Here is a 17333-nt window from a genome sequence, read left to right as displayed (position 1 = left end):
TGGGGGTGGTCAATTGCGGGTGGATGCGACGCGCCAGGCGCGGATTGAACCCTGTGCATCATTCAGGGTGACCGCGATGCGATTCGCATCGGGGCGCGTGGGGTAGACCCGGGCGGCGAGTGGGACGCCGTTCGCGAAAGCCTCCAGCGCGGAGTGATCCACGAGAACGCGTAGTCGCACAGTGTCGCCGTCGAGCGGTATACGCCCCGACAGCGCCCGCGCGTCAGTGGTCTCATCGAGGCTGGATCGAGATCGGTCGAGCGAGAACTCCGCCTCGCCGCCGACCCGGCGCAGGCGGTAGACGGTCTGCTCCTGACCGTCGGGTGCGGCGCGCACCGTGAGTTCGACGGAGCCGCCGGGAGCCAGGATCACGACAAGCTCAAGATCGAGTTGATCGCCATCGAGTGCGCCGAGTTTCGGCGAGGATGCGTCGCCGTCGAAAAGTAGCTCGGTACGCAGAGCGTCGACCTCTGGTGCCGGCGCCAGGTGCAGCGCACCGTCCGCGCCAGCGGAGACCACGCGCGGTAGCGACATCACCCCGGACCATCCGGCGGCGACGGCTGCGGCATCCGTTCGTCCCTCCTGCATCCAGCCGAACATGAGGCGCCTACCGGCCGCGTCCTGCATGGATTGCGGCGCATAAAAGAAGCGACCGCCCAGGTCGAGGCGATGCAGCGCCCTGGGTTCGAATTGATCGCCCCGGTAGTCGCCGGTCCAGTAAAGCGGGTGGTGCGTAACACCGTCGTCCCATGCGGAGAAGACCAGGACGTCCGTCGCGTTCTCCTCCGAGTCGACGCGGAACAGTTCGACGCATTCCCACATCGTCCCGGTCCAATCCGGAGCCGTGCGTGCCTGAGCGTCCGCGTCACCGACCAGGAGTGGCCCGACGTACTGCCACGAACGCAGGTCGTCGGACTCATAGAGCAGCGCAGTCCCACCTACACCGCGAATGCCGGCGCCGATGATCTGGCGCCACCGTCCGGGCGCTCCGTTGTACTCCGGCTCGCGCCACACGCAATGGTCGCGGAAGGCGACGATGTCGAGGTCGCTGGGTGGAGCGGGAATGACCGGGTTCGCGGCAGCCGTCGTCCACTCCACCAGGTCAGCCGAACCTGTGGCCACACAGGGCAGCTCGATGCCGTCGCTGCGGCCCGAGTACACCAGAGTCGGGACGCCGCCGTCGTCTACCAGCACACCCGACCAGCAGCCATCGGCGTCGGGCCCGTTGCCGGGCGTGAGTGCGATCGGAAGGTGCTCCCAATGCATAAGGTCGGTGCTGCGGGCATGCCCCCAGTGGATCCGGTCGTGGATCGCGGCGTACGGGTTGTACTGGTAGAAAAGGTGGTACCAGCCGTCCCGTTGCGTGAGTCCGTTGGGGTCGTTCAACCACCCTGCCGGTGCAACGAAATGGAATGCCGGGCGGTGCGGGTCACCCGCAGCACGGGCCGCGAGATCAGTGGCTACCACGTCGGGGGCCGCGGTGTGGTTGGTCATGCGGTGTCGTTCTCCAAGTCGTCTGCGGCTTCCAGTGCGGTTCCGGGTGCGTCCGAGGGCGGTGCGTACAGCCCGCACCTCACCCAGTGCTGCGGCTTCTCACTCAATCGATGGAACACCGGCTTTTCAGCCGAGCAGGGTTCCGCTGTCTGCCCAGACCATCGGCATTCGGTCGGTTGCAAGACCTCCCGACGGAGATTCGCTCGCTCGACGGCATCGAACGGATCGGTGCGTTTCGGATCGGGCACCGCAGAGATGAGAAGTTGCGTGTACGGGTGGGCGGGGTGTGCGAGCAGCTCCATCGCATCGCCACCCTCGACGAACTCCCCGGCGAACATGACGACGATGCGATCGGCCAGGTAGCGTGCCGACGCGAGGTCATGCGTGATGTAAAGCATGGAGATGCCCTGCTCTTCGCAGAGGCTGCGCATGAGGTTGAGCACACCGATACGCACGGACACATCGAGCATCGACGTCGGCTCGTCCGCGAGCAACAATCGAGGGTTGACCGCCAAGGCGCGTGCGATCGCGATGCGCTGCCGCTGACCCCCCGAGAGCTCGTGCGGGTATCGATCGAGCATCTCTTCGGGCAGCCCGACTTTCGCCATGAGGCGACGCTTGGCCTGCTCGATCGCGGCGCGGCCGGACGCGGCACCGTGGATGCGCAGTGGCCGCTCGAGGAAGTGGCCGATGCGATGGACCGGATTCAGCGAGCCGAAGGGATCCTGGAAGATCATCTGCACCGCCGAGCGGTACTCGCGCGTCGCTCTCCGCTTCGACGTGGCCATGATGTCTTCGCCCTCGAACAGGAAGGTCCCCGCGGAAGGCTGCTCCAGGCGGGCGATGCATCGTGCGAGCGTGGACTTTCCGCTGCCCGACTCACCGACGAGCGCCACGATCTCGCCATGAGCAATATCGAGGTCGACCCCGCCGAGGGCGCGTACCTGCGTGCGCGAGAACGCGCCGCCGACCGTGAAAGTCTTTTGAAGTCCTCGCGCGGACAGCACGGGGGTTTCTGTGATGGTCATGCGATGGCCTCCGTAATCAGGTCAGCGTCAGTGCTGGGGGCGACCCAATGGGACGGCGTCACCGCTTCGAGGTTGGGAATGTCGCGGAATCGCACGCCCTCACCCAGGCCCTGAAGCCGTGTTCGTGGGCCCGTCATCGGGGGAAACGCGCTCATGAGGGCACGGGTGTAGGGATGCTTCGGGCCGTCGAAGATCTCTTTCGCGGGCGCGGTCTCAACAAAGCGACCGGCGTACATGATCGCCATGCGGTCAGACAGTTCGACCATCAGAGAGATGTCGTGCGTGATGAAGAGGATCGCGAATCCCAACTCTTGTTGCAGCTCCTTGATCTGCGCCATGATCTCCTGCTGCACGACCACGTCGAGCGCGGTTGTGGGCTCGTCCATGATCAACAGAGGTGGCCGTAGCGCCGTTGCCATTGCAATGACGACACGTTGCCGCATTCCTCCCGACAACTGATGCGGGTAGGAACGGAGGCGGTCACGCGGAATGCCGACGAGATCGAGAAGCTCGCCAGCTCGAACTAGCGCCGCCTTCTTCGACACCCCTTCGTGGGTGGTGAAGATGTCGGCGATCTGTTCACCGATCGTCAGCACGGGGTTCAGTGAGTTCATCGCGCTCTGGAAGACCATCGCGACCTGACGCCAGCGGAATGCCCGCAGTTCAGTGGCGCTCAGTGCCAGCACGTCGGTACCGGCAAACCGGATGAATCCTCCCGAGATGACGGCGGGGTCACGCAACAGGCGGAGGATGGCGTTGGCGATAGTGGACTTGCCGCATCCGGACTCACCGGCCAACCCGAACACTTCGCGTTCTGCGATCGAGAAGCTGACGCGGTCGACCGCCCGGATCGTGCGCGCCTCGGTGACGTATTCAACGCTGAGATCTTCGATCTCTAGCAATGGGGTGCTCATCGGCTCTGCTCCTTCTGCGAATCTCCGGACAGCGCTGTGCTGCTGTCTTGGGGGCGCGCGACGCGCGTGGGCTCATCAGGGGTGGTTCGGCGACGGGGTCGGCGTAGGCGCGGGTTCGTCGTCTCGTCAACGCCGTAGTTGACCAGGGCGAGCGCGAATGCGACGAGCGCGATGCAGACTCCGGGAGGGACGAACGCCCACCATGCGCCAGTCAGCAGGGCGCCGTCGTTGCTTGCCCAGTAAAGGTTGGTGCCCCAACTGACGGTGCTGATATCACCAAGACCCAAGAACTCCAGGGCAGCTTGTGCACCGATTCCGAAGATGACGCAGGCGAGGAAGGTGCTCATGACGATGGATGCCATGTTCGGCAGCATCTCCTTGAACATGATGCGCAGGCCGCTCTCACCCGTCACCTGGGAGGCTGCGACGAAGTCCTTGCCCCTGATCGACATCGCCTGCGAGCGGAGAACGCGGGCCGACCCTGCCCACCCGGTGATGACGAGAACCAGGATGACAGTACCGAGGCCCTGCGGCAGGAACGCTGCGAGGATCACCAGGAGCGGCAGGCCAGGCAACAGCAGGAACACGTTGGTGACGAGCGACAAGAGGTTGTCGACCCACCGTCCGAGGTATGCCGATGCGAGGCCGACGAAAAGCCCGACCAGCGTCGCAAGAATCCCGACGGAGAAGCCGACGAAGAGCGACGAGCGCGAGCCCCAGATGTTGAGCGCCAGGACATCCTGCCCTTTTGCGGTGGTGCCGAGCCAATGCTCGGGCGATGGCGGCTGGGAGCCCATGCCGGTGATGAGGGTGGGGTCTCCGGGTGAAATGACGGGGGCAAAGATCGCGATGATCGCGAAGATGACGAGAATGGCGATCCCGGCAACCGACTTGGAGTTGCTGACCAAGCCACGCAAGAGTCCGCCACCACCACCACGCCTACGGCGCGGAGACGATACGGGCCGCAGCCCGCCGTCGGGGGCAGGTCCTGTGCCGAGATCGAGCTCGGCCATCGCCTGGGGGTTTTGTGCGAGTGACATCACGCGCTCCGTTCAGCTCACGCGTACGCGCGGGTCGAGCCGCACGTACACGATGTCCACGAGGAAGTTGGCGATCAGCACGAAGGTGGTGATCGTGAGGAAGAGCCCCTGCATGAGGGGATAGTCGAGGTTCTGCACCGCGGAGAGCAGCGTGTAGCCGATCCCCGGGTAGGCGAAGACGACCTCGGTGAGGAGCGCGCCTCCGACGAGGAAGCCGAGCGACATGCCGAACGCGGTGACGGATGGCAGCAACGCATTCCGCGCCGCGTAGTTGGTGATCACGCGGTTGGGTCGAAGGCCTTTTGCCTCAGCCATCACGATGTAGTCTTCGGCGTTCGTGGCGATCATTGTGTTGCGCATCCCCAGCATCCACCCGCCGATCGAAACGAGCACGATCGACGTCGCGGGCAAGACGAGGTGGTATGCGACGTCGCCGATGAACGCGAGAGACAGCTCGGGAGTCGTGCCCACCCCGTAGGCATGCCGGACCGGGAACCAGCCCAAGGTGACACCGAATACGTAGAGCAACCCCATGGCGAGCCAGAAGTAGGGGAACGATCCGATGAAGATGAGAAATGGTGGGACATAGGAATCGAGGATCCCGCCTCGGCGCCAGGCCGCGAGGATACCGAGGACGTTGCCGAGGATGACCGCGATGATCAATGAGACGAAACCCAGGAGAAGCGTCCACCCGATCACGGCACCAATGACATCGATGACCGGCGTGGGGAACCTCGAAATGGAGAACCCGAGATTGCCGGTGAACAGTTGTCCGAGGTACCGCAGGTACTGCTCCCAGAGCGGGGCGTCGCTGAGTCCGAAGGACTCTCTCAGGGCCTCGATCTGGTCGGGGCGAAGCTGTCCCTGGAGGCGCGCGACCATGCGCGACACCGGGTCTCCCGGCATGAAGCGGGGAAGAAAGAAGTTGAGGGTAATCGATACCCAGAACGCGACGAGATAGAACCCGAAGCGTCGCAGCATGTATCCCATGGTGTGACTCCTGGTTCGTCCTGCTGCGCCGCGTCCGCGACGCAGCAGGACGATCCGTTTCTCAGTCGGCGGCGACTGGCTCGAGGGTGGTGAGGACGAGAACCGTCGTTCGCGAACGTGTTGACAGCGTTGCGTACGGGTTCTCCTCAGTGGGCCAGCCCGTGAATCGCTCGTTGCTTGCCGCGCCCCACTCGGGTCCAGGGAACAGCGGAGCAACCGGAGCTTCTTCGGCGAAGAGTGCTTGCAGTTGGTTCGCTGCGTCGTGCTGCGCGGCTTCGTCGGGCGCGGCGGCGAACTGCGTGAGCAGTGCGTCAGCTTCAGGACTGCCGAACCGGTGGTAATTGTCGAAGGTCTGCTCGCCGACAGGCTTCACCGTCTCGGTCGACATCACGCCGCGGTAGAACTGGAACGGCGTCGGCGCGTTGGCGCTCCAGACAATTCCGGAGTCGAACGTGCCGTTCTCGTACGCGGCCACCACGTCGCCCCAGTCCTTCGCGGCGACGGTCACCGTCACGCCCAGCTCGGCGAGATTCTGCGAGATCACGTTGCCGACCGACACCCAGTCACTCGAGGTCGACCCGACCGAGAAGTCGAACGCGAACGGCGTGCCGTCGGGAAGCACCCGCTTGCCGTCTGCGCCGAGGGTGATGCCCGCGTCATCGAGCAGTTCCCCCGCGCCCTCGAGGTCACGGTCCGTCCAGGTGCACGACTCGACGACCGTGTTGTCGCGCCAGGTGTCATAGGAGCCGCTCAGACCCGTGCAGTCGGCGGCGGAGGTGTAGCCCTGCATCCCGATCTCGGTGACCTGCTCGCGATCAACCGCCATCGAAAGCGCCTTACGCACATCCGCGTCATCGAACGGCGCCTTGGTGGTGTTGAACTGCCAGTTGATCATCGAACCCGTGGGCGGGAACCAGAAGAAGCGGTTGTCGGGGTCCTTCGCGACGTAGGCCTCTTCGATGTTGGGGATGAACTGCGGTGCCCAGTCGACGTCGCCATTGGCTGCGGCGAGGTTCGCACCGTCGTTACCCGCGAATGCGAGCATGCGGATGCCCTCGATCTGCTGCCTCTCGGGTTGCCAGTACTCGGGATTCTTCCCCAGGTCGAAGGACTGGGCCTGGAAACTGGTGACCTCGGTGTAGGGCCCGGTACCGACCGGCTCCTCGTTGGCGAATTTCGTGGTGTCCTCGACCTCGCTCCAGATGTGGGCGGGCGCGATGATCTGCTGCCCGATATCGAGGAGGGCGGGCGAGAAAGGCTGGCTGAAGTCGAACTGCACCGTGAGCGGGTCGATCGCGGTGACGGTCTCGATGTAGTCGAAGCCGCCACGGATCTCGCGCTGCAGATCGAACGAGAGCACGACATCGTCGGCAGTGAGTGCCTCACCGTCCGACCACTTCACACCTTTACGAAGCTGGTAGGTGATGCCCATGCTGTCGGGGGCGACCTCCCACTCCGTCGCCAGCCACGGAGTCGTGGAGCCGTCCGCCGGGTTGTAGACCAGCATCGATTCGTAGATCGCCTGCTGCGTCATCGGGAACTCGGGGTTCGAGAACGGGTTGAAATTGCGGTCGAAGGTTCCCATGTCTTCCCGCGGAATGGTGAGCAACTGACTGCCGTCGAGCGAGTCAGCGGAAGTGCTCGCACCGCCGCTGCAGCCCGAGAGCGCGAGCGCCGCCGTCGCCGCGAATGCGGCGGCGATGAGCACCGCCTTCTTGTGAACTGTCATGATGAGGGTGTTCCTTTCTTCTTCGTTGAAGCCGAAGGGGCTGCGCGCCGGCAAGGATGTCCAGTCACACCGACGCGCGTTCGAGGAGCGGGCAGTCGACCGTCACGGTTTCCGTGGCGGTCGACTGACCCGTGATGATGGCGGCGAGGAGATCCACGCCTTTCGCGCCCATCGTTTCGAAGGGCAGCGCCACCGTCGTCAGACCGGGTCTCAGGTAGGCCGCGATGAGCTCCTGATTGTCGAATCCGATAACGGCAACGTCGTGGGGGATGCGCAGTCCGCGCTCCTTGATTGCGTCGTACGCGCCCATCGCCATACGGTCGTTGGCGCAGAAGAGCGCGGTGGGCGGTTCGGCGAGGTCGAGAAGAGCGGATGCTGCGGCGTACCCGCCGTCAGCGGTTGCGTGTCCGTAGATCTCGAGATTTTCGTCGTTTGCGATTCCCGCCTCGCGCAATGTCTCGTGGAAGCCGATACGTCGACCCACTGCGGCCGGCATGTCGGGGTCGAGGTTGACGAAACCGATGCGACGGTGTCCCGCCGCGAGGAGGCGCTCCGTAGCTCGGCGCCCACCGGCGCGCTCGTCGGGGACCACTGCGGGAAAGCGACCCTCGCGGTCGAAGCAGTTCACAAGGACTGTCGGCACCTCTCGGGCGATCTCGGGAAGTGTCACCGCTCGGTGCCACGTCGCCGCGTAAAGGAGACCCTCGACCCGCTGCTCAAGGAGGCGTTCGATAACTGCGGTTTCGGCGGCAGGGTCGGATTCTGTCGACGCAATCAGCAGGTACTTCTCATCGACGTGCGCGCGGTCTTGTGCACCCTTGATGATGTCCACCGCGAACGGCGCCGTCACGATCTCCGTGACGAGTCCGTACCAGTCGCTTCGCTGATTCGCCAGAGCCCGCGCGCCCGCGTTCGGCCGGTATCCGAGTTCCGCCGCGACGGCCAAGACCCGGGCCCGCGTCTCGTCGGCCAGCGCCACGGAATCCCGGCCGTTCAGGACCAGCGAGACCGCCGTGCGAGAGACACCGGCGTGACGGGCGACGTCTTTCATCGTGACGGGGCGGGGAGTCGTCTTCGACATTGAGGGGGCTTCCGTGTGAGCTGAGGAAAATACATACTAACGCGGGTTAGTAGCAATGAAGACGACACTAACCCGCGTTAGCGGGACGTGTCAAGCACAAGTTTTGGCAGACCGACCAAACACAAGAGCTGTCGCTTGCCCATTCAGTCGGCGAATCCGGCTCACGCCAATCGGTCGGTCGCCGAGGTTGCTCGCGCAAGTGGATTCACAGAGGCTGCTCACTTCAGTCGCGCATTCCGCGCGCCCTACGGCGTGCCACCGTCCGCGGTGCGCGGCGCGACCCGCTGAGGCGCGAAGTCACCCTGACGATCACGACAGATCGACCTCGCGGGCGCGCGCACGTTCGGGCGCTGTGAAGTCGCCACGCAAACGAGAAACCTTCGATCCTACCCCACGGGAGGCGCAATCGACAGGGGTCCGGAATGGGCGAGACACCGGTGCTAGCTTCGGGTTGACGGCACCAGGACCCCGCGCCCAGTCATCGAGACGGGCGGAACCATGATTGCGAATGTGCCGGGCGTTCACCGCACACGTGCTCTTGAGGGCGTTGCGCCGTGAGGTTCTCGCGTCTTTCCACTGCCATCCGTCAGAGCCTGTGGTTCATACCGGTAATGTGCGTCATCTTCGGCGCCATGCTCTCGTTCGGGACGATCGCGATCGACGGATTCTTCGACAATGGGCTTCTACCGGAGTCACTGGTGGGCGGTCCCGATGCGGCGATAGCCATCCTGTCTGTCATCGCGGGGTCGATGATCAGTCTCACTGCCCTTGTGCTCACCATCACGATGGTCGTGGTGCAGCTCGCCATGGGTCAGTTCTCACCCCGGATCGTGCAGCGAATCCTGCGCGACAAACCCAGTCAACTCGCCATCGGGCTGTTCGTCGCCACATTCGTCCACGCCATCCTCGCCCTCCGCGAGGTGACACTGGCCGGGGATGGGGAAGAGGGCACCGTTCCGGGCCTCGCGGTTGTCACTGCCTTCATCCTCGTCGTCATCAGCATCGCTGTGCTCGTCATGTACGTGCACCACCTCGGCCAGGCGCTTCGAGTGTCGGCTCTCATCGAGTTGGTGGGCGACGACACGCGAAAACTGATGGACAAGGTCTTTCCCGACAAGGGAGATGGCGCCACTCCGGATCACGGTTCGAACCCGACGATCACGTCGGAGAAGTCCGGAGTCGTCACGATGATCGGCCACCGGCATCTCGTCGAGGAGGCGCGGCGCGGCGGCTGCGCGGTGGAGTTGGTTCCCGAGCTCGGCGAGTTCATCCCGGCCGGCGCGCCCTTGATGATCGTGCACGGCGACGCATCCCGGCTCGACCAGCAGCATCTCAGAGATGGAATCGTGCTCAAGTTCGAGCCGGAACTCGAGCAGGACGTCGCCTATGGGCTGCGCCTGCTCGTCGACATCGCCGAGCGATCCCTCTCTGACTCGCCGTTCCAGGATCCGACCACCGCGGTACAGGCGATCGACCGGTTGCACGATTGCCTGCGACAGCTGGCGCGACGCCCATTCCCCGACGGACGCTACTACGACGACGAGGGTGACCTGCGGCTGATCGTCCCGACGATGAACTGGGAAGGCCTCGTGCACCTCGCGTTCGACGAGATTCGCATGGCCGGCGCGGGATCGCCCCAGGTCACGCGCCGGATGCGTGAGGCGCTCTTGGACCTGAGCAGGATCGCATTGCCCGAACGCCGGGCGATCCTCGACGCGCAACTCGCCCAACTGACTGACGCAACGAGCGCGGCCATGGACGACAAGCGCGATGCGGAGTTCGCGATGCGTGTCGACGGCGGGGACCGCACGCGGCGCTGACGGCTTCGCACCGCCCTACCGTGGGGCAGAATCTCACGGTAGATCCGGCGACCGAACCATTCATCTATCAGGACTTCACTTCGAGCGTTGCAACTCACGAGCGGCAGGCACCGGGCGCGCTAAACGACCCTCGCACCGACCACCGCAATTGCCATGAGGAGCGTCGACGCTCCCATCGCCGCGTGCTGAACGCGAACCGACAGCGCGGCGCTAGCTGCGCACGCCACGAATGAGCCGAATGCGTGTCCGATCGCGACGAGGAGCACCACTGCGAGCAACACACCCAGGGGCGCGCCATGTCCGGCGTGGCCACTTTCGGACGCAGATCCAACGTGCATAAGTGGCAACAGTGCCGCAGTGGCGACAAGGCCGAGCGGGTCCTGCGCGGTGATCCATACTCCCCGGCGAGCGGCGGCGGACGCGCGCCTGCGTCGCACGGATTGCGCTGCCGCCAACCCCATGGCGGTGGCGAGCAGCGCAGGTATCCATACGACGATGCTCAACCGACTCGTGAATGCGACGTCGACCATTCCCGCCAACATGAGGAAAGCGGCCACGAGACTGAGCGAGGATGCCCGGCTCCGCCAACCTGAGTGCACACACACCGCCACGACCGTGAATCCGATCGCAACAAGGTGCAGGGCAGCGTGGGTATCCATGGTCGATTCGCAGTGAGCGGTGGTGCCTATGCCACGACGGGGATGGATGCGGTCACAGCTTCGAGGCCCGAGAGTCGTGCCGGAGAAAGCTGTTTGGCGACTTCTTCTTCTGACATGAGGCCTGCTTCGACGACGAGGTCGGCGACGTTGCGGCCGGTGAGGAGCGCGGTCTTGGCGAGGGCTGCGGCGGCGGCGTAGCCGATGAACGGGGTGAGGGCGGTGATCACGCCGACGGATGCTCCGACCATCGCGCCGAGGCGCTCGGTGTTGGCCGTGATGCCGTCGACGCAGTTCACGCGGAGCGTCCACATCGCCCGGCGCATCCAGGTGATGGACTGGAAGATCGAGTGGGCGATCACCGGCTCGAACGCGTTCAGCTGCAGCTGACCGGCCTCCACCGCCATCGTCACGGTCATGTCGGCGCCGACGACGGCGAACGCGACCTGGTTGACGACCTCGGGGATGACCGGGTTCACCTTCCCGGGCATGATGCTCGAGCCTGCCTGGCGTGCCGGCAGGTTGATCTCACCGAAACCAGCCTGGGGACCACTGGAGAGCAAGCGCAGGTCGTTGCAGATCTTCGACATCTTGATCGCATTGCGCTTGAGCGTCGACGAGAACGACATGAACGCACCGGTGTCGCTGGTCGACTCCACCAGGTCGGTCGCGGTATCCAGGTCGAGCCCGCTGATCTCGCGCAGGTGGTGCAGCACACGCCTGCCGTACTCGGCGTGCGTCGTGATTCCGGTGCCGATCGCCGTGGCGCCCATGTTGATCTCGCACAGCAGGTACGCGTTCTCTTTGAGTCGGCTGTGGTCTTCGCCGAGAGTCGTTGCGAACCCGTGGAACTCCTGCCCCAGCGTCATCGGCACAGCATCCTGCAACTGCGTCCGCCCGACCTTGAGAATGTCGTGGAACTCGACCGCCTTCGCCAGGAACGACCGGCGCAACAGATCCAGCTCCTCCAGCAGACTCCGCAGGTCAAGCCCCAACCCCACCTTGATCGCCGTCGGGTACACGTCGTTCGTGGACTGGCTGCGGTTGGTGTGATCGATCGGCGACAGGAACCCGTAGTCACCCTTCTCACGACCGGCGAGTTCGAGCGCGACGTTGGTGATGACCTCGTTCGCGTTCATGTTCGTCGACGTCCCGGCACCACCCTGGATCACACCCACCACGAACTGGTCGTGATACTCACCATCGATGATCAGCTGCGCGGCCCGATCGATCAGATCAGCCTTCTCAGGATCGAGCACACCGATCTCACGATTCGCGCGAGCCGACGCCTGCTTCACCATCGCCAGCGCCACCACGAGATCCTTGTAAACCGAAATCGGACGCTTCGAGATCGGAAAGTTCTCCAGCGCACGCGCGGTATGGATGCCCCAATACGCGTCCGCGGGAATCTCAAGGGATCCCAACGAATCAGTCTCAGTACGAGTGGCGGGAGTGATGTCAACAGTCGTCAGTGAGTACTCGACGGTCAGCCGTGCTGGAACCATGTCGTCTTCCAGTCGGTGTAGTTGTCCCAGGCGTGCCGTGAGAGGTCGCGACCGAACCCCGACTGACCGAAGCCGCCGAAGGGCGTGGTCAGGCCGAGCGCGTCGACCGTATTGACTGACACTGTTCCGGCGACGAGCCGGTCAGCAACCCGGTGCGCACGGGCGAAGTCTGACGTCCACAGCGAGGCGGCGAGCCCGAACTCGGTGGCATTGGCGAGGCTCACGGCCTCGTCTTCCGTGTCGAAGGCGAGGACGGCGACGAGAGGGCCGAAGATCTCCACGCGGTGCAGCTCGTGGTCGGCATCAAGCCCCGTCACGATCGCGGGGCGGAGGTAGGCATCCGAACCAGTGATCGTCACGCGGTCGCCACCGCTGACGAGGGTGCCGTCACTCGTCGCCCGTTCGATCGCACCGCCGACCGCGTCTGCGTGCGTGCGACTGATCAGGCTGCCGTTACCGGGCGCCCCGGCAAGCGGATCACTCGGCTCATATTCAAGGGATGCTGCGGCCAGCAGAGCGACGAACTCGTCGTGCACCTCACGCTGGATCAGGATGCGGGAGTTGGCCGAGCAGACCTGACCCTGGTTGTAGAAGGCTCCGAATGCCGCCTTTGCCGCCGCGGCGGCGAGATCGGCATCAGCGAAAATCACGTTCGCGCTCTTACCCCCGGCTTCGAGAGCGAGCCGTTTCATGTTCGAGTTGCCGGCATCCACCATCAACTGCTTCGCCACAGCGGTCGACCCCGTGAAGGCCAGTACATCGATGCCCGGATGCCGCGCCATGCGGCTTCCCGCGGTCGAGCCTTGACCCGGCACGACGTTGAGAACCCCGGCTGGCAGCCCCGCCTCGAGAGCGAGGTCGGCAACGCGCAGCGCTGTCAGAGAGGTCTCGGTCGCGGGCTTCAGCACGACGCTGTTGCCCGCGACCAGCGCAGGTGCGAGCTTCCACGCGGCGATCTCGAGCGGGTAGTTCCAAGGAACGATCGCGCCCACCACGCCCAGCGGCACCCGGCGTACGAGTGCGGTAGAACCGGGCGGGGTCGCAGGAATCTCATCGAACCGTTTGTCGGCTAGTTCGCCGTACCAACGGAATGTCTCGGCTGCCCCAGGGACGTCCACGGTCAGTGTCTGCGCGATCGGCTTGCCCGAGTCGAGTGTCTCGAGAAGCGCGAGCTCGTCGAGGTGGTCCATCATCAGGTCCGCGAGGCGGATGAGCACCTTGCCGCGCTCGGCCGCGCCGATGCGGCTCCAGATACCGGCGTCGAAGGTGCGCCGGGCATGGTCGACCGCCACGTCGATGTCACGCGCAGTTCCGGCGGCCAGGTCTGCCAGGTGCGCGAGTGATCCCGGGCTGATGGCCGTGATGACGCCGCCGTCCGCGGCATCCACCCGGCGTCCGTCTATGACCGCGCGGCCGTCGATGCTCAGTTCGCGGCTGCGGGCCGCCCAGTCGATGGGGTTCATGACTTGTTCTCCTGCGGGTTTGAGGTGAAGACGTCGATCGCGGTCCAGGCCATAAGGACGGCGGCATCCAGCAATGCACGTTCGGCGACCGGGCCGACGCACGCCGCCGCGAACTCTTTCTGATGGTTCGAGAACGGCAGCGAATCCACACCGATGTAGGGATGGATCGCGGGCACGATCTGCGACACGTTGCCCATGTCCGTCGATGCGCGGTTCATGCGCGCGGCGACGCCGGCTTCGGCGAAGACGCGCCCGCGATCGATGGCGTTCGTCTTGTACGCGGCGAGCGCACGCTCGTCGGTGCGGAACTCGGCGTAGGGCTTGCTCTCGGGAGTGATGGTCAGGGTCGCTCCGGACGCGAGCGCACCTGCCTCGAAGCAGCGCCACACGCGTTCTTCGAGCTCGGCGAGTTCGGTCAAGGAGTTCGCCCTCGTGTACCAGCGGCCCTCGGTGTGCTCGGGAATGGCGTTCGGCGCGAAACCGCCCACCGTTTGGATGCCATGCACTCGCGTGTCGGCGGGAAGCTGCTGACGCAGAAGTCCGATCGCAAGTTGGGCAATCAAAAAGGCGTCGTTCGCGTTGACACCCTGATCGGGGTAGGCAGCCGCGTGCGCGGAGATTCCGTCGTATGCGACGTGGCTGTGCGACACCGCGAAGGGGCGGGCTTCGGCGACATCGACGGGAGCCGGGTGCACCATCATGGCGAGATCCAGATCGCGGAACGCTCCGGCATCCATCATCTCGATCTTTCCGCCTCCCCCTTCTTCTGCGGGTGTTCCATAGACGCGGACCGTGATTCCGAGGTCGTCGGCGACACGGGCGAGCGCCAGACCGGCGCCGACCGCGCTGGAGGCGATGAGGTTGTGACCGCACGCGTGACCGAGGCCCGGCAGCGCGTCGTACTCCGCCATGATCCCGATCGTGACCGGACCACTGCCGGCTTCAGCGAGCAACGCGGTCTCATAGCCGAGGTAGGCGGGTGTGACCTGAAAGCCCGCATCGCTCAACGCGTCACCGACCCAGCCCGCCGCGCGGTGCTCCTCCCACGCCGTCTCGGGGTGGGAGTGGAGTGTTTCGGACAGACCGATGAGGCCAGCGGATGCCGCGGCCACCGCGTCGTCTGCGGCATGCTTCATCGTGCTCGAGGCCCGCTCACTCATCGCCGGGCACCCCATAGGAAGGCGCGGCGGTGGGGTGGAGGGCGCGCGTGACGTAGTCGTCGCGTTGTGGCATCCATAGCTCGACGAGCTTTTCAAGTTGATCGATGGGGCCGGCTTCGGTCCAGTCGATGCGCAGGTCGGTAACCCGCCATCCGGCGTCGCGCACGACCGCGAGACCGGCCGAGTGCACGGGACCCGCCTCGCCCCCCGCGTCGATCGCGGCGCGCATCGCCGCAAGCAGACGCCACTCGAGGTCGCCCGGCGTCTTGTGGAGAGCCTTGACCATGAGGTCGGGGATCTCGGCGGTTGCGAGCATATTCCCACCCGCGACGACGCCGTCGCCGACGGCATCACCGAAGACGCCCAGAGCACGGGGGCCCGAGTACGCGGCGGCGCGGCCATGACCGTCGACGACGAGCAGCTGACGCACCTCGATGTTCTCTGCGCTCGCCACGACCGCCGCGAGCGCATCGGTCGCCGAAAGCCCGTTGCGGAGGTGATCAAGCACGAGCGGGCCGAGCCGAGGATCGGTGATGTTCTGCGAGTTGACTCCACCAACCCCGTCGGAAAGATGCACGCACCGCGCGGCGACCGCGGGCGAGGATGAGCAGATCGCCGATCCGAACGCGCCGGATGCGTCGCGGGCGACAATCGAGAACGTCATGCGCCCGGCTCGACGGTCGGGCTGCTGATCACTGCGGTCGCGTCGATCTCGACCAGCCATTCAGGCCGAGCCAGCGCGCTGACGACGATTCCTGTCGAAACGGGGAACACGCCCTTCAGCCAGCGACCCATCACGCGGTATACCGGCTCGCGGTAGCGCGGATCGATGATGTACACGATGACCTTGACGATGTCCTCCAGCGATGAGCCAGACTCTTCGAGAAGCATCGCGATATTGGCCATCGCCTTCTCGGCCTGAGCTTCGACGTCGCCGATCCCGATCGATTCCCTCGTTTCGAGGTCTTGTCCGATCTGGCCGCGCAGATAGACGACTCCACCGGCGACGACCGCTTGGCACAGGTCGTTGTCGAGATTCTGCTCGGGGTAGGTCACTCGGGTGTTGAAGGGCCGAATGCGTGTGTGCGTGGGCATTATGCGACTCCTACGGTCGTTGCAGCGGCGTGTGCAAGCGCGCGTTGTGCGGGCTGATCGGCGTTGTAGGCGAGGTAGCTGCGCTGGATCGAGATCTGATCCGCGAGGTATTTGGCATCGTGCCAGACACCCCAGATGAAGCTCGACCCGCGTCGGGACTGCCAAGGCAGCCCCAGGAAGTAGATGCCGGGCTCGATGGAGACGCCGCGCTGCTGCTTCGGCCGGCCGGTCGCATCGAAGGCGTCGACCTGCAGCCAGCTGTAATCCACCGCGAACCCGGTCGCCCACACGATAGAGGTGATTCCCGCCTCGGCGAGATCAATTTCGAGGATCGGGTTGGTGACGCACTCCGGGTCGGGGAGGCGCAGTCGAGCCTCCGGTTCTTCGGGCAGGTCGAGTCCGTTCTGAGTGATGTGGGCGTCTGCTTCGTCGAGGAGCGACAGGTAGTTCGCATCGCCGTTCGCGATGTTCTTGCCCAGATCGGGAGCGAAGCTCATCACGCCGTTCTCGAAGGCTCCTGCGCGCCCGACGAGCGTGATGCCTCCGGCAGCCAGGGCGCGGAAGTCGACGGTATGACCGCCGCGCGCTCCACTGACCGCGATGGTCACGTGCTCAGCGCCCATCGGGGGGGCCGAGGCGTCCCACTTTCCGAGTACGCCCAGCCACCAGCAGAAGTCACGCCCGCGATAGCTGCGCGGGGGGCGGTCGTGCGGCCCGACAGCCAGATAGACCGAGCGACCCGACTTCTGAAGTTCGTCGGCGATCTGAACCCCCGACGAGCCGGCTCCGACGACGAGGATGCCGCCCTCGGGTAGCTGCTGCGGGTTGCGGTACGAGCTGGAGTGGATCTGGTGCACAGCAGCGTCTTGGGGGACGACCGTCGGGATCACGGGCCGTTGGAACGGTCCCGTGGCCGCCACGACGTAGCGTGCCTCGATCGTGCCGTCCGAGGTTTCGACGCGGAAGCCGGGCTTGCCGATGTTGCGACGCACAGAGGTCACCTCAACGCCGGAGCGGATTGGAGCGCCGATCTTTTCGGCGTAGGCGACGAAGTACTCGGCGACCTGCTCCTTCGATGCGAATACATCAGGGTCGAGGTCGAACTCCAGACCGGGGAAGCGATCGTGCCAGGCGGGACCGTTCGCCACCAGCGAGTCCCATCGCCCCGTGCGCCAGCGCTCTGCGATGCGGTCACGCTCCACGACGAGGTGCGGGATGCCGCGGTCGCTCAGGTGTTCGCTCATTGCCACGCCGGCCTGACCCGCCCCGACGACGAGAACCTCAACCTCTTGAATCGACATCCCAACCTCCATTGACTTGGGCAAGAACTGCCTCGCCTGAGTTCAGGTTAGGGAGGC

At 65.1% G+C, this 17333-nt stretch carries 16 protein-coding genes; 2 read left to right on the top strand and 14 right to left on the bottom strand.

The window, feature by feature from the left end:
- Positions 1 to 9 precede the first annotated feature (9 nt).
- The 7 genes from LG299_RS12915 to LG299_RS12885 all read right to left on the bottom strand — a co-directional run bounded on the left by LG299_RS12915 (position 10) and on the right by LG299_RS12885 (position 8276).
- A complete protein-coding gene (locus tag LG299_RS12915; protein WP_404430857.1) occupies positions 10 to 1494 on the bottom strand; it encodes a glycoside hydrolase family 32 protein in 1485 nt (494 codons plus the stop codon).
- On the bottom strand, positions 1491 to 2522 hold the full coding sequence (locus tag LG299_RS12910; protein WP_404430855.1) for an ATP-binding cassette domain-containing protein: 1032 nt from the start codon (positions 2520 to 2522) through the stop codon (positions 1491 to 1493). The genes LG299_RS12915 and LG299_RS12910 overlap by 4 nt, the downstream gene beginning before the upstream one ends.
- The gene (locus LG299_RS12905; protein ID WP_404430853.1) at positions 2519 to 3436 is read right to left on the bottom strand and encodes an ABC transporter ATP-binding protein; all 918 of its coding nucleotides are present in this window, start codon (positions 3434 to 3436) and stop codon (positions 2519 to 2521) included. Before LG299_RS12905 ends, LG299_RS12910 begins: the two co-directional genes overlap by 4 nt.
- Positions 3433 to 4449: an ABC transporter permease gene (locus LG299_RS12900; RefSeq protein WP_404434884.1), complete on the bottom strand. Its 1017-nt coding sequence runs from the start codon at positions 4447 to 4449 to the stop codon at positions 3433 to 3435. The genes LG299_RS12905 and LG299_RS12900 overlap by 4 nt, the downstream gene beginning before the upstream one ends.
- A 39-nt stretch (positions 4450 to 4488) precedes the next feature.
- Positions 4489 to 5466 carry an ABC transporter permease gene (locus LG299_RS12895; RefSeq protein ID WP_404430851.1) on the bottom strand — a complete coding sequence of 326 codons (978 nt, stop codon included), beginning with the start codon at positions 5464 to 5466 and terminating at the stop codon, positions 4489 to 4491.
- A gap of 61 nt (positions 5467 to 5527) precedes the next feature.
- Positions 5528 to 7195 (bottom strand): ABC transporter substrate-binding protein, encoded by a 1668-nt coding sequence (locus LG299_RS12890; RefSeq protein ID WP_404430849.1) that lies wholly within the window; start codon positions 7193 to 7195, stop codon positions 5528 to 5530.
- 64 nt (positions 7196 to 7259) lie between these two features.
- Complete coding sequence (locus LG299_RS12885) at positions 7260 to 8276, bottom strand: LacI family DNA-binding transcriptional regulator (RefSeq protein WP_404430847.1); 1017 nt, start codon at positions 8274 to 8276, stop codon at positions 7260 to 7262.
- An 87-nt stretch (positions 8277 to 8363) separates the two neighbouring features.
- Between LG299_RS12885 and LG299_RS12880 the strand changes: the two genes are divergently transcribed.
- Together LG299_RS12880 and LG299_RS12875 are read left to right on the top strand one after the other, a co-directional pair.
- Positions 8364 to 8564, top strand: a complete 201-nt coding sequence (locus LG299_RS12880) for a helix-turn-helix domain-containing protein (RefSeq protein WP_404430845.1) — start codon at positions 8364 to 8366, stop codon at positions 8562 to 8564.
- Positions 8565 to 8830: 266 nt separating this feature from the next.
- The gene (locus LG299_RS12875) at positions 8831 to 10096 is read left to right on the top strand and encodes a DUF2254 domain-containing protein (RefSeq protein WP_404430843.1); all 1266 of its coding nucleotides are present in this window, start codon (positions 8831 to 8833) and stop codon (positions 10094 to 10096) included.
- A 119-nt stretch (positions 10097 to 10215) separates the two neighbouring features.
- Here LG299_RS12875 and LG299_RS12870 read toward each other — a convergent pair whose 3' ends face one another.
- From LG299_RS12870 to LG299_RS12840, 7 genes are read right to left on the bottom strand one after another with little or no spacing between them, the layout of a single operon-like run.
- Entirely contained in the window at positions 10216 to 10755 is a 540-nt protein-coding gene (locus LG299_RS12870) for a hypothetical protein (protein WP_404430841.1), read from the bottom strand.
- A 26-nt stretch (positions 10756 to 10781) separates the two neighbouring features.
- Entirely contained in the window at positions 10782 to 12257 is a 1476-nt protein-coding gene (locus LG299_RS12865; RefSeq protein ID WP_404430839.1) for an aspartate ammonia-lyase, read from the bottom strand.
- Positions 12239 to 13720, bottom strand: a complete 1482-nt coding sequence (locus LG299_RS12860; protein ID WP_404430837.1) for an aldehyde dehydrogenase family protein — start codon at positions 13718 to 13720, stop codon at positions 12239 to 12241. Before LG299_RS12860 ends, LG299_RS12865 begins: the two co-directional genes overlap by 19 nt.
- Positions 13717 to 14880 (bottom strand): M20 family metallopeptidase, encoded by a 1164-nt coding sequence (locus tag LG299_RS12855; RefSeq protein WP_404430835.1) that lies wholly within the window; start codon positions 14878 to 14880, stop codon positions 13717 to 13719. The genes LG299_RS12860 and LG299_RS12855 overlap by 4 nt, the downstream gene beginning before the upstream one ends.
- Entirely contained in the window at positions 14873 to 15544 is a 672-nt protein-coding gene (locus LG299_RS12850; RefSeq protein ID WP_404430833.1) for a DUF1028 domain-containing protein, read from the bottom strand. The genes LG299_RS12855 and LG299_RS12850 overlap by 8 nt, the downstream gene beginning before the upstream one ends.
- Positions 15541 to 15975: a RidA family protein gene (locus tag LG299_RS12845; protein ID WP_404430831.1), complete on the bottom strand. Its 435-nt coding sequence runs from the start codon at positions 15973 to 15975 to the stop codon at positions 15541 to 15543. Before LG299_RS12845 ends, LG299_RS12850 begins: the two co-directional genes overlap by 4 nt.
- Complete coding sequence (locus LG299_RS12840; RefSeq protein ID WP_404430829.1) at positions 15975 to 17276, bottom strand: flavin-containing monooxygenase; 1302 nt, start codon at positions 17274 to 17276, stop codon at positions 15975 to 15977. Before LG299_RS12840 ends, LG299_RS12845 begins: the two co-directional genes overlap by 1 nt.
- Between the last annotated feature and the right edge of the window lie 57 nt (positions 17277 to 17333).

Origin of the sequence: Microbacterium lacus, from assembly GCF_044794305.1 — a bacterium.
Classification (GTDB): Bacteria; Actinomycetota; Actinomycetes; order Actinomycetales; family Microbacteriaceae; genus Microbacterium; species Microbacterium lacus_B.
The sequence above is the reverse complement of the archived record's forward strand: the minus strand, read 5'-3'. Positions and strand labels throughout refer to the sequence as shown.

Excerpts from the sequence above, each read along its gene's own strand:
- LG299_RS12915 (WP_404430857.1), bottom strand. The coding sequence starts at position 1,494 with ATGACCAACCACACCGCGGCCCCCGACGTGGTAGCCACTGATCTCGCG.
- LG299_RS12910 (WP_404430855.1), bottom strand. The coding sequence starts at position 2,522 with ATGACCATCACAGAAACCCCCGTGCTGTCCGCGCGAGGACTTCAAAAG.
- LG299_RS12905 (WP_404430853.1), bottom strand. The coding sequence starts at position 3,436 with ATGAGCACCCCATTGCTAGAGATCGAAGATCTCAGCGTTGAATACGTC.
- LG299_RS12900 (WP_404434884.1), bottom strand. The coding sequence starts at position 4,449 with ATGGCCGAGCTCGATCTCGGCACAGGACCTGCCCCCGACGGCGGGCTG.
- LG299_RS12895 (WP_404430851.1), bottom strand. The coding sequence starts at position 5,466 with ATGGGATACATGCTGCGACGCTTCGGGTTCTATCTCGTCGCGTTCTGG.
- LG299_RS12890 (WP_404430849.1), bottom strand. The coding sequence starts at position 7,195 with ATGACAGTTCACAAGAAGGCGGTGCTCATCGCCGCCGCATTCGCGGCG.
- LG299_RS12885 (WP_404430847.1), bottom strand. The coding sequence starts at position 8,276 with ATGTCGAAGACGACTCCCCGCCCCGTCACGATGAAAGACGTCGCCCGT.
- LG299_RS12870 (WP_404430841.1), bottom strand. The coding sequence starts at position 10,755 with ATGGATACCCACGCTGCCCTGCACCTTGTTGCGATCGGATTCACGGTC.
- LG299_RS12865 (WP_404430839.1), bottom strand. The coding sequence starts at position 12,257 with ATGGTTCCAGCACGGCTGACCGTCGAGTACTCACTGACGACTGTTGAC.
- LG299_RS12860 (WP_404430837.1), bottom strand. The coding sequence starts at position 13,720 with ATGAACCCCATCGACTGGGCGGCCCGCAGCCGCGAACTGAGCATCGAC.
- LG299_RS12855 (WP_404430835.1), bottom strand. The coding sequence starts at position 14,880 with ATGAGTGAGCGGGCCTCGAGCACGATGAAGCATGCCGCAGACGACGCG.
- LG299_RS12850 (WP_404430833.1), bottom strand. The coding sequence starts at position 15,544 with ATGACGTTCTCGATTGTCGCCCGCGACGCATCCGGCGCGTTCGGATCG.
- LG299_RS12845 (WP_404430831.1), bottom strand. The coding sequence starts at position 15,975 with ATGCCCACGCACACACGCATTCGGCCCTTCAACACCCGAGTGACCTAC.
- LG299_RS12840 (WP_404430829.1), bottom strand. The coding sequence starts at position 17,276 with ATGTCGATTCAAGAGGTTGAGGTTCTCGTCGTCGGGGCGGGTCAGGCC.